12 protein-coding genes are annotated in these 14,394 nt (G+C 64.1%); 6 read left to right on the top strand and 6 right to left on the bottom strand.

What is annotated here, in order from left to right; translation table 11 throughout:
• Nucleotides 1-4: 4 nt before the first annotated feature.
• Genes H4W80_RS43405 through H4W80_RS43395 form a run of 3 tightly spaced genes read right to left on the bottom strand, consistent with a single transcriptional unit; the run spans nt 5 to nt 3,636 of the window.
• Entirely contained in the window at nt 5-2,092 is a 2,088-nt protein-coding gene (locus H4W80_RS43405) for a hypothetical protein (protein ID WP_192790383.1), read from the bottom strand.
• On the bottom strand, nt 2,089-2,847 hold the full coding sequence (locus tag H4W80_RS43400) for a hypothetical protein (RefSeq protein ID WP_192790382.1): 759 nt from the start codon (nt 2,845-2,847) through the stop codon (nt 2,089-2,091). Before H4W80_RS43400 ends, H4W80_RS43405 begins: the two co-directional genes overlap by 4 nt.
• A gap of 57 nt (nt 2,848-2,904) precedes the next feature.
• The gene (locus tag H4W80_RS43395; RefSeq protein WP_318787323.1) at nt 2,905-3,636 is read right to left on the bottom strand and encodes a Crp/Fnr family transcriptional regulator; all 732 of its coding nucleotides are present in this window, start codon (nt 3,634-3,636) and stop codon (nt 2,905-2,907) included.
• 504 nt (nt 3,637-4,140) lie between these two features.
• Here H4W80_RS43395 and H4W80_RS43390 point away from each other — a divergent pair.
• The 3 genes from H4W80_RS43390 (at nt 4,141) to H4W80_RS43380 (ending at nt 6,915) form a co-directional block, all read left to right on the top strand.
• Nucleotides 4,141-6,039 (top strand): DUF6571 family protein, encoded by a 1,899-nt coding sequence (locus tag H4W80_RS43390; protein ID WP_192790381.1) that lies wholly within the window; start codon nt 4,141-4,143, stop codon nt 6,037-6,039.
• A 155-nt stretch (nt 6,040-6,194) separates the two neighbouring features.
• Nucleotides 6,195-6,608, top strand: a complete 414-nt coding sequence (locus tag H4W80_RS43385) for a hypothetical protein (protein WP_192790380.1) — start codon at nt 6,195-6,197, stop codon at nt 6,606-6,608.
• A 4-nt stretch (nt 6,609-6,612) separates the two neighbouring features.
• Nucleotides 6,613-6,915: a hypothetical protein gene (locus H4W80_RS43380; RefSeq protein WP_192790379.1), complete on the top strand. Its 303-nt coding sequence runs from the start codon at nt 6,613-6,615 to the stop codon at nt 6,913-6,915.
• Between the two features lie 116 nt (nt 6,916-7,031).
• Here the strand turns inward: H4W80_RS43380 and H4W80_RS43375 are convergent, their stop codons facing one another.
• From H4W80_RS43375 to H4W80_RS43365, 3 genes are all read right to left on the bottom strand, one after another.
• Nucleotides 7,032-7,274, bottom strand: a complete 243-nt coding sequence (locus H4W80_RS43375) for a UTRA domain-containing protein (protein WP_192790378.1) — start codon at nt 7,272-7,274, stop codon at nt 7,032-7,034.
• A gap of 518 nt (nt 7,275-7,792) precedes the next feature.
• Nucleotides 7,793-9,166 carry a pentapeptide repeat-containing protein gene (locus H4W80_RS43370; protein WP_192790377.1) on the bottom strand — a complete coding sequence of 458 codons (1,374 nt, stop codon included), beginning with the start codon at nt 9,164-9,166 and terminating at the stop codon, nt 7,793-7,795.
• 564 nt (nt 9,167-9,730) lie between these two features.
• Nucleotides 9,731-10,513: a GntR family transcriptional regulator gene (locus tag H4W80_RS43365; RefSeq protein WP_192790376.1), complete on the bottom strand. Its 783-nt coding sequence runs from the start codon at nt 10,511-10,513 to the stop codon at nt 9,731-9,733.
• Nucleotides 10,514-10,594: 81 nt separating this feature from the next.
• Between H4W80_RS43365 and H4W80_RS43360 the strand changes: the two genes are divergently transcribed.
• From H4W80_RS43360 to H4W80_RS43350, 3 genes are all read left to right on the top strand, one after another.
• The gene (locus H4W80_RS43360) at nt 10,595-10,960 is read left to right on the top strand and encodes a hypothetical protein (RefSeq protein ID WP_192790375.1); all 366 of its coding nucleotides are present in this window, start codon (nt 10,595-10,597) and stop codon (nt 10,958-10,960) included.
• A gap of 845 nt (nt 10,961-11,805) precedes the next feature.
• Entirely contained in the window at nt 11,806-12,585 is a 780-nt protein-coding gene (locus H4W80_RS43355) for a GntR family transcriptional regulator (protein ID WP_192790374.1), read from the top strand.
• A 594-nt stretch (nt 12,586-13,179) separates the two neighbouring features.
• On the top strand, nt 13,180-14,394 hold the full coding sequence (locus tag H4W80_RS43350) for a type I-G CRISPR-associated protein Cas7 (RefSeq protein WP_192790373.1): 1,215 nt from the start codon (nt 13,180-13,182) through the stop codon (nt 14,392-14,394).

Here is a 14,394-nt window from a genome sequence, read left to right as displayed (position 1 = left end):
GAGATCAGCTCCTGTGAACGAGTTGACGCAGGTGATGGTGAAGTTCGGCGGAGATCTCGCCGTGGTGCCGCCAGAGCCGGAGGTAGAGCAGTGCTCGCTCGGCGTTCCGCGCATCGGTCAGGCTGAAGATCTGGTCCGTGATCTCCCGTACGGTCGGCCGCTCGCCGTAATGGCGCAGCCATTCGTTCAGCAGCAGGTCCCAGGACTCAGGCACCACCAGGCCCCCCTCTTCCTCGTAGCTGAGCGCGTTGCGCCAGAGCATCACCAGGGAGGGATGGGGATCGAGGTCACTGGGATGCGGCCGCTCGGGGCTCGAGACGGGCAGCGCGACCAGTCGTCCGAAGGCGAGGGCGGCGCCGCGACGACCGACCGCTCCTCCGTCACGGACCCAGTCAGCGAGATGGTTCATGATGGTGGGCGCAGTGTTCCTGCGATAGAGGTAGGCGATGGACTGGGCCACGTCGCGGTGGAACTTGACGCCCCTGCTCAGGACCAGGGTCCTGAACGCGGCGAGGGCTTGGTCGGGTGCGGAGAGGCCGACGGACGAGGCGTAGGCGCGGATCGCGATCGCTTTCTTCGCGTCGTTGCCATGGATCATCGAATCGAGATGGATGTGGACGCGGCGGATCATCGATGGGTTCTCGGCGGCGGCTTCCAGTGCCAGTGCGGCGAGTTGATGGTCCCGGGATCGGCGGGAGCGGCTCCACACCTCCAGGAACCGTTCGTTGACGAGGGAGAAGTCGAAGGTCGCGAGCTTTCCGACCGCGTGCCCGACCTTGATCCTCGTATGCCAGGATCCCTCGCCGCCGAGCCAGATCAGCCAGTCGACCAGCGAATCGCGGATGGTCGGCTGGTCCTCCCAGATCACGCGCAGCATGACGGCCGCCAGCTCGGGGCGTCTCAGCCTGATGCTTCGCCCGCCGCCGGGCCCGGCGGGTGTGGCCTCGGCATCCACGTACTTCAGCCAGGCCGGCAGGTTCTCCCAAAGCTGGACCGATTTCGGCGAATGATCACGACGCCACTTCTCGTCGAGCCGTTCGGCCAGGGCCAGGGCCGCGCCGGAGATTTCCGCCTCGGGCAGTCCGTGAAGTACGGCGATACTGGTCATGAAGCACCGGCCCAGAGTCGGCCTGCGCTTTTCGAGGTTCTCGCCCACCTTCGCGCGCATTCGATGGAATCGCCGGTTCAGCATGGTCTCGATGGAGGTGCCAGCCTCTAGGGTGGCGGCCACCTGCCTGACCAGTTCGACCACCTGCCAGGGCGCGGAGAGGGCGCGGAGCTCCTCGTCCAGAATCTGCTGATCGTCTGCGGCAAGCCGTGCGCCCGATGCCTGAACGGACAGATGCTTGGTGTAGATTCGGCGGTTCGGCGGTGGGTCGTGTTCGATCACGGGCGCGATGGAGGACTGGATGTGCTCCGGCACCAGGACAATCATCCTGTAGTCCGCGTTGACACCGGCACGCTTGAGACTCGTGGTCACCCTGTCGACGGCATTGGGCGTATCGACCAGGTCCAGCAAATAGCCGTGCCCCGATTCCAGTTTCCAGTCGCGGGGGTTCGGCGTGCTCGCTCCGTACGGCATGATCCAGCTCACCCTGCCACCCCAGTCGAGCAGCGCCGCCAGGGCCGTGGTCGCCTTTCCCGTCTCTGCCGCTCCACCGAGCAGGATCAGGCGCTGGCTGTCGAGCAGCCTGCGTATTTCGGTTTGCGACTGGGTCGGTACCAGCGTTCGCCGTAGGTGCGCGATCTCGGTTTCCGTCAGTTCGTTGATCGTCGCTGTCGGTTGTGGCCGCCCCTGGCCTACGTGGATGTCGCCCTGGGCGAACCAGAGGTTTCCCTTCTTGACGCGGTTGCTCACGCGGCCGCTCAGGTCCCGGGTGCCGGGGCTGGACAGTTCGTCGGCGTACAGGTCGTCCAAGCTCTGCCGGCGTTCCTGCCACTCCTGCCGGGAGGTGGCCATTTCATGACGGATTGGTTGGTTGTCGGGTTCCTGAAATGTCTCGTCCTCCTCCTCGGGCGAGGCGTCCTCGACCTGCGGTTCTTCCGGCTGCGGGACTTCAGGGCCCGATTCCTCAGGCGGGGAGTCACTCATTTCTTCCTCCGCTCAGGGTCATGAGTGAGGTTGATGTTTCCTTGCGCGAAAAAGATGTCGCCTTTGTTGACCCGGTTCTTGATCGATCCGCTGCCCGACGGAGGTGTGGACGGGGCGTCGCCGCTGGGCAGCGGGGATTCCGGAGGCTCCATGTCGTGGACATCGAAGTGCGGCACGTACAGGTATGCCGGGTACTCCTGTTTCTTCTCCGCCACCGCAACCTCCAGGAACTCCGACGGCCTGGGCCGCCCTGGGCCCTGTGACACGTAGTCGCGAAACACCTCCCGCGAAATGATCAGCGCAAGGTCGGCGTCGCGGAAGGTGTCGAGCGCGGCCCGGATCGGTGCCGAATCACGCAACCTCGCGGGCTGTACCGCGTGCTGCCCAGGCCACCCGGCCGCACCATCCAACTGCAGCGGTCCGACATGGATGGCCAGCCGCATGCGCATCCGCGCCCAGGTGGGATCGCCGCGCCGGCTGTTGTGCGCCGCGATGGCCACATCCAGCTCGGTCAGGAACTGGTCGAGGAGAAGAGGAATCGTGACGAAAGGTCCTGGCTCGGCGGGAAGGACGGCGGTCAGCGAATCACCGCCCACCTGCCGCTCCCACAACCCATGGTCCAGCTGAACGCGGTCCGCCGCCGTCTCGATGGCGCTGATCAGGCCGGACTGAAGGGTTCGGTGTTGGGCGTCGGTGCGGCCGCCGTAGTTCTCGATGTCAGCTGTGAGCAGTACGCGGTAATCGTGCGTAACCATGGCATCTCCAATGAGCGGGTGAGCTCAACAGTGAGGCACGACCCGGCGGGAGAAGCCTTAGAAATATGGCTTGGCGAGGAACGGGATGTCGGCGAGCGCAGTCAGCCCTGCCAGGTCCTTCACCACCACATCGCGGTGCCCTCGCCGAATGACCCCCTCCGCGGCCAGTTCGCGCAGCGCCTTCTGCGTCGTGATCTCCTTGGCGCCCACCAGCATGCCCAGCTCGGCTCTCGTGAGCGGGACGCCGATGCTCACGCCGTCATCCGTGGTACGGCCGTGCCGCGAGATCAGCCCGATCAACACACGTGCCAAGCAGACCTTCGTCTCATACCCGGCGAAGTCGAGGCGCCGTTGATTGGCCCAACGCAGCCGCTCGGCCACGACCTGCGTCAGCGCCAGTGCCGCAGCCGGGCGCCGGGCCACGAAAGAGCGGAACACCGGGCCCTTGACCTGTTGGCAGACAGCGCGCCCGCAAGTGGTCACGGTCGCTGACCGCGGCGACCCATCCATAGCGGCCATATCGCCCACGATGTCACCCGACACCCGGATCGCCAGGGTCGCCTCCACACCGTTCTCAACGCCCCCAGCCACCTTGACCAGCGCGTCCAACAGGATCCAAACCGATGTGCCGCGATCTCCTTGCCTGATCAGCACGTGTCCGGCCGGGAGCGAGCGCAAGGTCCCGAGCCCAAGAAGCTCCGAGCGCAATTCGTCCGTCAGACGGTGCATGAAGGTGCCGATCGGCCATCGGTTGGGTGCCAAAGTTTCCTCCAGCAGGCGATGTCTCACACATATGCCAGCCAGGTTGTCTCGGCAAGGTAGTTATACGTTCGCGAACGTTCGGCCCCGTCGTGTCAATGGCCAAGTGCGTCTAGGCCAGACCCACGTTTACATTGCCACGGACACATCGGTGGGGCCTTGCACAGGATGGTCCACCTGCGAGCTTCAACAAGAACGTCTCTATTATCGGCAGTGGTGAACCCGTAGGGCGTCTTCTGCGTACATCCCGGCGTCTGGGCGTTTCAAAGAACCGGGGATGAGCATGCCGTTACGTTATGCCGCCTTCGCCGGGAATCTTGGGTTGTGGGAGGATCCGACTGTTGTCGAGCAGGCCGGAGACCCGCCATGACGACGCCCTCGCCAGTTCCTCTGCCGTCTCCCGAACAACCACCGATACATCCTCCGGGAGATCCTCCGGCCCGCGCCAACACAACCCCGGCGCCTCCCTCTCTGACACCGCCGGCGGTCGCGCAGCCGCCCGACTGGGGATACTCGGGGATCGACCCAAAGCTGATGGGCGACTTCGAACGCGACCTGGGCCAGGCGGAGGCCACGCTGGTCAGGAACGAACCACTGATCCGCCGCACGTTGCAGGACCTCGATCTGGACACCTCTCGGTTGAACGCAATACGGGAACTAGGCAACTGGATCGGCGCCAAGCGTCCGGAGTTACGCCGCCGCAACGACACGATCCAGGCCGTGAGCCCGGAATGGGGCCCAGCGGCACCAGGAGGAATGAGACCCTTCGACGAGGCCCTGTACAGCGGCGCCTCCGGCGATGCCGAGGTGTACGCCGCCGCGGCCAAGTTGAGCGAACTCGACCGGTCCAGTGAGGTGGACGAGAAGACCGTCGCCCAGTTGGAGAAGCGGGCGGGTGACACAGATTTCGCCACGTCGCTGATGTACGCGCTCGGGACCGAGCGGTTTCGTCATCTCATGGCGGCGCTCGCGTACCAGAAGGACGCAAGGAAGCAGCGTGTGCAGGCAGCACTGGGTAAAGCGCTCGGCTCGGCCAGCTCGCGGCTGAGCACGTCATGGCGAAAAGAACTGCTCACCAACCTCAGGGTGCCGGTGGATCAGCACGCGCTGGCAGCACTGCTCCCGTACGGCACGTTCAACCGGGACTTCCTGGTGGCAACGGCCAAGACGCTGGAGGCTCTGGATCGGAAGACGGCGAAGGACAACCTCTCGGGAGGTATCCCGCAGGATCCGATGATCGGCGTGATGAAGGCGCTGGCCAACCACCCCAAAGCGGCCCAGGACTTCTTCGCCGGCGATCCCAGCGTGCTGAAGCGCTATGTGACCGAACGCCCCATGTACGACGACGGGGCAGCCTTCGGCATGGCGCTGGAGGCCGCGACAATGACCTACCGAGACCGCGACGGCACGCCACAGGAACCATCGCCGGGCTTTACCTCGGCCGCAATAGCCCGGGATTTCATCCACTGGGAGGCTCAGCGAGTCCTGGCAGGCACCGAAGGCCCTTCCTTCGCGACCACCGGCACCACAGCCCGCATCCTCGCCGCCTACATCAACGACGTCAACCGCGCCGCCAAGATGGCCGATGTCAGTGATTCAAAAATCTACGGACCCGACCGTGTCTATCAGCCGAAAGAGGGTCAGATCTGGGGCGCGCAGTTCAATAGAGAGGATCTGCGCAAGGTCATGGAAGATGCGTTCAAGCAGGATCCAAAAGCGCTGGCCACGGTTCTGGCGGCCGAGACCACATGGTCGAGAAAACTGCTGGACTACGGCGCCGCACAGGCTGCAGACGGCACGGGCATCAAAGCTCTGAAAGCCAACGCACAAGAAACCGGAGCAGGCTTCGGGCTGATTACCGACGCAAGCGGGCTCGCCACCATCCAAAAAGGCAAGGAACTGGACGAGGCGCAGGAGCGGAACATGCAGATATTCATGGCGGTGGTCAGCACTGGGCTCGCGATTCCGCAGACAGCCCCCTGGGCGATAACAGCCGGAGTCGTGGGCTCGTGGAACAGCATGATCGAAGGCTCCGCCGCGACCGAAAAGAATACGAACAAGGCGACGTACGACGCCAACACAGCGAAGGAGAAGGCGAAGTTCCTGCTCGATCAAATGGCCGTCGACGCTATGCTCAAGCATGGGCTGTTCGGCAAGGCAGAGTCTGCCACCGCCACGCATCCATGGAGTTCTTTGGAAGGGCTGGGAAAGGGAGAAGACCCTCGGAAGTCACCCAATAACTTCTTGAAAGACGACGGGAACTCGCTGATGACGCTGCATGAGATGGCTCCGTACCAGGGTGACATCCACCCACGGCTCCAGGCCTACCAAAGATGGCTCTACGACGGCCTCGCCGGGGATCCGTGGGAGAAGATCGCTGGCGATTTGGACGCGGGGTTCGAAAGAGGGTTCTCGGAGTACAAGCCGTCATGAGATCACGTCTCGCATGGTGCGCCGCAGCGCTAAGCGCATTTGCCCTGGTAACCGCATGTCAACAGGAAGAAGCCCCAGTAAATAAAGCGTCGCTCCCATCGGTTGCAGCTCCACCGTACATCTGTGATTATGTCCCGCTTGACGCCGTGCGGTTGATGACCGGCGTGCACGATCCCATCGTCAAGGGGCGTTTCAACATGCCGGCGAGCGATGGCTGGGGTTCCGGAGGGTGTTTCGTCTACCAACCAAACGGCAACAAGCTGAAGGTTCTGGACATTACCTTGTCCCCCGGCGGGTCTCAGAAAGAGGCCGAGTTTCAGATCAGCCAGGGCGCTCGGCGTCTACCGGAGATCGTTCCCGGCGCAGTCGGTTATTACGGTCAGGACGGCAGCGCCGGCAACACCCAAGCCGCAGCGACACTCGTGCGCGGGGACAGCCTCCTGATCGTCGAGCTGCTGCGGGGCGTCAAAGGACGGGATAACACAGCCGACGTGGTAGCTCTGATGAAGCTGGTCGCTCCGAAGCTGATCTCCAGCGCGACTCCCGCCCCGAAGCAGACGAAGGGCTGAGCCGATGACAGCGATGGTCCGCAACCCGCTGCACGAAGCGCTCCAGCAGGCCATTCGCACAATCGGCCCGATAATCGAGCAGATCGATGCCGACATTGACCGGCCCTGCCGGATGTTTCGTACCGGCAAGGTCTGGACCGGGCCGACCGCCAAGCAGTTCGACGCCCAGCTCATGCAGTTCAGCAGCCGAGCGCGCACCTCCGGGCAAGCAATCATGGACGAGCTGCGTCAGGCACTGAGCCGCACACCAAGCGAGGTGACCGAGGAAGAGGCCGCCTCGATCAGGCGGAAGTACGGCATCGCCTGAGACATGCCAAGGGGCCCAGCTACCCGACGACGCAAATTACATGCCGTGCACCGCTGCCAGCCAGGGCGGTTGAAGCCCTCCGCCAGTCCCAGAGGAACTCGGGGCACGGGTCGAGGTTAGGAGCCCTCCTCGGCGGGTGGCTTGCCGGGGCCGGAGACACGCCCCATCTTGCCGGTGTAGACCAGCGTGAACCGGTCGGCCGGTACCACGATGTCGGCCGTCTCGACCTGCGTCTCCCCCGAGTAGTACGTCCGCTGGATCGTCACCATGATCGTTCCGGGTGCGCGCCGTAGCCGCTCGCATTCCTCGGCCGTCCCTAGCCGTGCCCCGACTTCTTCCACCCAGTCGTCAACGGGCATGCCGATGCTCAGCATGCGCTCGGCAGCCGAAGGGGCCCTAGGTGACCTCCCACGTGCCCCTCTTCACCTCTCAAGAAGCACGTGCGACGCTTCGCGAGGCATACCAAATCGCTGGCCCGGCCGCCTCGCCGTTCGAGACTGGGACGGCAGCTCGGTCACGGTCCACAACCAGCGAGCTTCAACGAGAACGGGCGGGCTCCGTGAGACTGGAGACCCGCCCATTCGTACGGCGTTTGCCCTGGTCAGCTGCCGGAACCGCTGATCAAGATCGAGTGCCCCCTGCAGGATTCGAACCTGCGCACCCGGCTCCGGAGAGGGCTGCGGATTTCGCCCACGCTAGCGATCTGACCAGGCATTACGCGTTCGGCAACGCAGGTGGGTGGCTTGATGGCCCACGACTGGCCCACAGCAGGGCCCGCAGGAGTTGATCCTCGCTGTGAGCCAGTATGTGCGACCCGGGGTTGAGATGGGCCTCGGCTCGCCACCGCCTTGGAGCTAACGAAGGCCGGTTCCTTGTTTCATATATGAGGTCCCCGAGTCCGCCCTGAGCTGCCGATGCGCTCGGTACGTCCCCTTCGACGTTCCTTGACGACGGCGACCTCGAGGAACCCCTTGCGAACAAGCCGGAATCCGGGCGGAAGCGTGGGAGAGTAGAGACCGTTGAGCTCGACCGAGAAATCCATGTCAATCCCCACATGGCAATTGCCAAAGTCGACCACGGCATCGAGCCTCGCCAGCTCGAAGCATGCCTCAGTTTCGAAGCGCACGTCTGTGAATATCGCATCATTGCGGACCTGGACGCCGGGAAACAAGGCATCTTTTTTGAAGACAGCGCCGATGAATACTGCCACGTTGTCGAACGCAGTGCTGCTGAACCCGGCGATGCACGAGAAGACGGTGTCGCTGAAATCGGTCATCGATTGAAAACGGGCATGGGAGAAAGAGACGTGGTCCTGGAAGGAGCATCTCTGGAAGGAAGCGGGGCCTTCAAATTTGGCCCCATGGAAATCTACGCCGTCGTCGAAAGTCGAGCCGTCGAACATAGCATTGTCGCCGAAGCGGACGCCATTGAAGTGCGTAGCGCCGGTGAAACGGCAACCGGTGAAGTCGGCGGCCATGATGTCGGCCTTGGTCAGGTCCAGGCTCACTAGATGGGCTCCGGCCAGATCCAGTCGTATGCCGCTCCAAGGACTGCCTTCGCCATAGGGAGAGAGGTGGTCCGTGAGAATCTTCTGCGCGACCTTGCGGGTCTCGTCATCGATATGCCCGTGATGACCGTGGCGCAGGTAGTGACAGATTCGGTCGATCACTCGCTGCCGCCACTCGGCCGTGGTTTCGCCGACCCTCTCGAGCAGAGACAAAGCCCCTGCTCGTACATTCGCGTTCTCGTGGTTGAGTCGGATGAGCGCGTCGATGAAACGCATCTCGGAGGTGTCCTGCATGGCTGTCGCCTGGCCGACACCATAGGAGCGCTCGATCAGTGCGTACAGATCGTGACCCTCCCAGTATTTGATCCGAAAAGGGGGTTTCCTATTTCTGGCATACTGTTCGAGATGGTCTTTGGCGCTGTTGGACAAGTGTCCGCTGACCATGAAAAGCGCTACGTCTGCTCCGTTGGCTTCCGCAGCCGCCAGCAATTCGTTAAGCTGTCCACGGGAGACAGCTTTAGCATGATGTTTGCATTCGACGAACCATCGCTCGAAAAATTGATTTCTGTCCGGGTCGATGCGAGGATAGACCGCCTCGATGTCCCGCCCACCATCGCCCGCGTTCACTCCGCGTGTGGCGCCTTTACGCCAGTTGATCTGTTGAAATCCCAGTCTGCTCAATAGGTCGCGGCAGAATTTCTCGAACTCTTCCGCATCGAACGTCGAGAATATGGGGGCGTCCATGGCGATATTCTATGGCATGAGGGATGGCGTTTAAGAGCCCGCACCGGCAGCATCTCCCGGAGACTCCTCGGAGGCCAACTCGGCGTGGTGGTAGGCGTCGAACACCCATGGGCACCGACCTGTCCAAGGGCTGAGTGTCCGAGCTCATCGCGCGTTACCAGGCTGAGGGCGAGGCAGCGTTCGAGTCCCGGTCGCGATGCCCGCACACCTCGCCGAACGCGATTGAGGCCGACACCGTCGAGCTGACGTCCGGCTCCGCAAGGACCTCGCCGAGCAAGGACTGGACGCCAACAGGGTTCGCCGGGCAGCGATGCCTCGCCAGACGCGGCTCGCTAGATCTGCACTTCGTGCCCGTAGTCGCTGCAGTCGCACGCATCAACGATGTCCAAGCACTGCTGTCGATGCGAGGGTTTTCGCCGGTCGCTGGGCCATTGTAATCAGGAGGCTCTCAGCCTAATCAGAACCCTGAGGGTAGTTAAGCTCCCAGCCGATAGCGGCCACAGTGAAGTCTTCGGAATCATTCTGTGGTCGTCGATCAAGTGAAGTGAGAGGCCCGACGAATGGCTATTGGCCAGAGGCGCGCCCCATCTTGCCGCTGTAGACCAGCGTGAACCGGTCAGCTGGTACCACTATGTCGGCCGTCTCGACCTGGGTCTCCCCCGAGTAGTACGTGCGCCGGATGGTCATCATGATCGAGCCCGGCGCGTGCCGTAGTCGCTCGCATTCCTCAGTCGTCCCAGGTCGCGCCCCGACCTCTTCCACCCAGTCGTCGATGGGTATGCCGATGCTCAGCATGCGCTCGGCTACTCCACGGCCGGCCAGCATGCCATCCTCCGGCAGCACGATCGGCGTTCCGCGCGTGATCGCCAGCGGTTCCCAACTGGTCGAGAGCATGACCGGCTCGCCATCGGCCGAGAAGACATAGTCAGTCCGAACGACGTCTTCCACATCGCCCATGGCCTCATTGAGGCCCAGGCGGTCGCGGATCTCGGGCGGAGCCTGGACGGTCTGCGACTGGTAGGCCCACCCGGCCTCACGGCCCTGCCGTTCCATGTCCTGCATGAACGGCGAGCCATACGGCGTCGCTCGGTACCACGCACGGATCAGGCGCTGCGGCTCACGCGGCAGCCGAACGAACGTGCCGGCTCCGGACCGTGCAACGGCGAGGCCCTCGGACACAAGCACCTTCAGTGCCTCCGAGGCGGTGGAGCGCGAGATGCCGAGGTCGTTCGCGAGCCCTGGGACGGAGGGCAGGCGATCTCCCTCCCGCAATTCTCCTGACCTGATGCGTTCGCGCAGTTGATCGGCGACCCGCAGGTACAAGTGGCGCTCGTCTTCTCGATTCACGCGGGTAGCTTGACAGCCTTACCGGTAAGCTTCAAGCTTACCGGGACGCAGCGCACCCTACCTGGGAAGGTTCTGCTTGTGATGTATCAGCAGCACCTACCGCCCATTCCGGACAGCATCGACATCGTCGGCGTTTGGGCACGCGGCATCGCTCAGGCTGAACGCCCCGATCTCGCAAGCGACGCCGAGCGGGTCGCCCGCGCCCTGATGGCTGCGGCCATCCGGCGCACCAAGCGAGGCCAACTCATCCAAACGCGGATCGACGTGGCCCATGACAGCCTGTGCATCGAGGTTCACGATCCGGGCGGCTACGACAACATCGGCGGCTTCGAGACGGCCGAACTATCCAGCGCTACCACATCCTTCGGCGCGTCCGGCGACCACAACGGGCATCGGACGTGGGCCATCCTGCGCTGGTTCGGGGAGGCGCATCATGACCTCGGATGATGAGCACAGTCGTGGCTGGAGAGGAGCCGAGCTCGCGGTCGCGTGGAGAGGCCGTCGATCGGCGTGCGGGGGCGGACTGACTTCCCTGTCCAGCGCAACACCAGACGATCAACCACCGGAGCCTCCCGCAGCTAGGGCCCTGCCCGGTGACCTGCGAGGTGCGTTCAGGCGGTTCTACGTCTGGCGCGACACCCAAGGCAGATGGCGGGCACGGCCGCTGCCCATGCTGGCCCCCGATGAGGTCGCTTTCGGCATCAGGCAAGAGCTGGTGGCCGATACGCCGCTCAAGCTTGCCTTCGCTTGTACATGGCAGCGGAGCCGCCGCACCGTCCATCGCTACCTGCAGGAGTATGCCCCTGAGAGGACGTGTCGTGGTTCAGCTTCCTGATGGAACGGTCCCGCGATGGGAGCGATACGCGCGTCCCGCGAGAGATCGCATTCGGATCACCGAGACCTCATGCTGTGGCGCCTACGAATGGGCCTGCCAGGGAGGACAGTTTCTCATCCTTCGAGCCAGACGCTCGGGGGGCTACGAAGAAACCGGGAGAGGGATTTATAGGCAGGCGCGCCCGATCTGGATCCTTCTCATTACCGCTCACGAGGACGAGCACCGGAGAGATGCCATGGTCTCCCTAGCCGCCAAGTCCCGGAGTCGCCGCCCAAGGGCACGCACCAAGCCTGTTGCCTGAGCGAGCCCCTCTGGCCTGCCCTCGACCTGGAGCCACACGGCGTCTCTCTGCGCTTCGGCGGGAAGGACAACAACAGAGGCGTTGGGCTGCGATGCTTCGCAGATCCGGGCCCGTCCGCTCTACCCTAGAGGCAGTGTGTCTCGGCGAGGGAGCGCGATGAGCAAGGCGAAGGTTGGCCCCACCTACCTACGAATAGCTGAGGACCTTCGCCGCCGCATTCGCGAAGGAGATCCTCCCGCCGGCGCAATGCTGCCCTCCGAGGCAGACCTCGCTCGCGGGTACGGCGTGGCGAGAGGGACTGTCCGCCAGGCTGTCGCCGAGCTGGAGCGTACGGGATTGGTGGCCAGCGAGGCAGGCCGCGGACGCAGGGTGATGGGAGACGACCCGTCAGGCGCCGGCCGTGCTGCCTCGACCCAGTACGAAACGGACTGCTTTCTGCCGGAGGAGGGATGGGGACTGCTCACGCTCGAAGTCACCCGCCCGAGTAGCGGCAAGCAGTGGACCGACAGCGGGACCGTGCACGACAAGCGCGGGCTCAAGCAGCGAGAGGAACGCGAGGTCCGGCCCGTACCGATCCCGCCGGAACTGGTCCGCATCCTGCGGGCACACCTCGAAGAGTTCGGCACGGCCCCGGACGGACGTCTGTTCCGCAACGAGCGTGGTGGCGTCCTTGGCGCATCCACCTACTCGCGAGCCTGGGAAGAGGCCCGCCGCTTCGCCTTGACCCCGCAACAGGTCACCTCACCCCTAGCCGGAAAGCCCTACGACCTGCGCCACGCCGCCCTGTCCACGTGGCTCAACGCTGGCGTCGACGCGACCGTGGTCGCAGAGCGCGCGGGCAACAGCGTGGAGGTCCTTCTCAAGCGGTACGCCAAGTGCCTCGATGGACGCGACAGCCAGATCAACCGCCGCATCGAGGCCGCCCTCGAAGCCTGATCGAGTTCATGGTGGGAACCTGACCATGCCCTCGAACAATGAGGGCAGGGTCAGCAAGGACGGGCGGAACCATCGATACGCGAGCGGAGACATCGGAAAGGCATACTTGGCGAGGCTTCCCGCCTCGGCTGTTATCTCCGGCAGGGCGGGCCCAGGATGAAGGGCAGCGCTGAGAAGCGCCGCGACAGCTCCGACGACCTGACCCTTTCGTTGACGAGTCCAGATGATCTAGCGAATTGGTGCGGCGCCCGCCGAGCTGTGGAGTGGGCGAGCGAGCTGGATCCTTAGCCGTCCGAGCAGAAAGCGCGATGACGTGTGGTAGGGCATCGGCTTCGGACCATCGTCTGCCTGCCGCCACGAACTGCGAGAGCTTACGCGCTTCACTACAACATGTGAAATCCCTCGAATACTTCTCGTCTCGCTTTCCCTAGATGTAGCGTCAATCCCTGTTTCCCCTTCATCGAGGCTTGTCCTCGCGTTTTCCGTCCGCGAACTGACAGCGCAGCCCGCCTTCCTGGGCCCTTCATCGCTCGGCACTCCTGGTCATAGCAGCCAGGAGTGACATTTCCGCGTTCATCGACAAAGGGAGCCACCATGTCGGCGATCACGCTCGACACCCTGCTGACCACCACCGCACCTGGGGGCGGTAGCTGCCTCACCTCCATCACGGAACTGGCCCCCGCTGGAGGGCCGCACAGCGCCGTAGCCCCGGCCAAGTTCGCGGCTCCGCGGGGGAAGGAGAGTGTCTACGCCTACGAACGGCGGTATCTCGAAGGCGAACTTCGCACCGCAGTGATCGTCGACTCGAAGCAGAGCCAGCTCAACCGAGCGGAAGCGGGGCTGGCGCTGGCTATCGACGACGAGAATCCGGTGCTGTCGCGTATGCCGTGCATCGTCGTCACGTACGAAATCGACGGGCAAGCGCAGCGGTTTTCCGATCTCACCCTGCCGCACCGAGCGTACGACGGCCACATTCGGGCGGCGACGAGGGACGGGGTTCCGGTAACGGATCTGCCGGAGTACCGCGCGATCAGGGATGCGACACCACTGAACGCGCGGGCGTTGCTAGAGGCCAGCCCGATCACCCTGATCTATGGCGGATGGGACGCAAGCCGTAGAGCTCGGCAGGGCAGGTGGCGCAGCGCGCTGGTTGGCGAGATCATCGGGTTCTGCGCGGACGGGAAGCCATCGTTGCGAGGCGGTGCGCGCGTGGACGGCGTCGGCATGCAGATGCTGCTTTCGGGCAAGGATCTGCGGGAGATCGTGGAGCGCCAATCTGGCGAGCTGAGCGTGAGGACAGCCGACAAGCTCCGTAAAGAGGCGGACAAGGCCACCAAGGACAAGACTCAGATCTCCGCTTCCGCAGTCGGTCTGGGGGGAATCCCGCCCGCGCTCGACCAACTGGCCGGCGTGGCATGCGATCGCATTATCCGCAGTCACGTCCTGTCCTTCGCCACGCTGCGGCAGATGCGGTTCGGCGCGGGCCCCGACGGTGACCAGGCATGCCGGGCGTTGCTGGCGGCGCTGGCTCTTAACGGGCTAGCCCGGTCGGATGCGGAGTTGTATCTGCGGGCCAACTGCGACCTGATCGAGGCAGGGGCCACCCGAGTGACCCTGGACGAGCGTGGCGGACGAACCACCGAGCTCGCTCCGCTGGGGATCAAGGAGGCGGACGCGTTGCTGGCGCAGGCGCTGGAGCGAGCGGAGCGGGAAGCGGGCGTCCGGTGGCAGGGCCCGGTACTGGAGGTCGACGGAAACCCGGCGATCGTCGCAGGTGCTGTCGCCGACGATGCAGCTGAGGAGGAGTGA

The organism is Nonomuraea angiospora, assembly GCF_014873145.1.
Lineage (GTDB): Bacteria > Actinomycetota > Actinomycetes > Streptosporangiales > Streptosporangiaceae > Nonomuraea > Nonomuraea angiospora.
The sequence above is the reverse complement of the archived record's forward strand: the minus strand, read 5'-3'. Positions and strand labels throughout refer to the sequence as shown.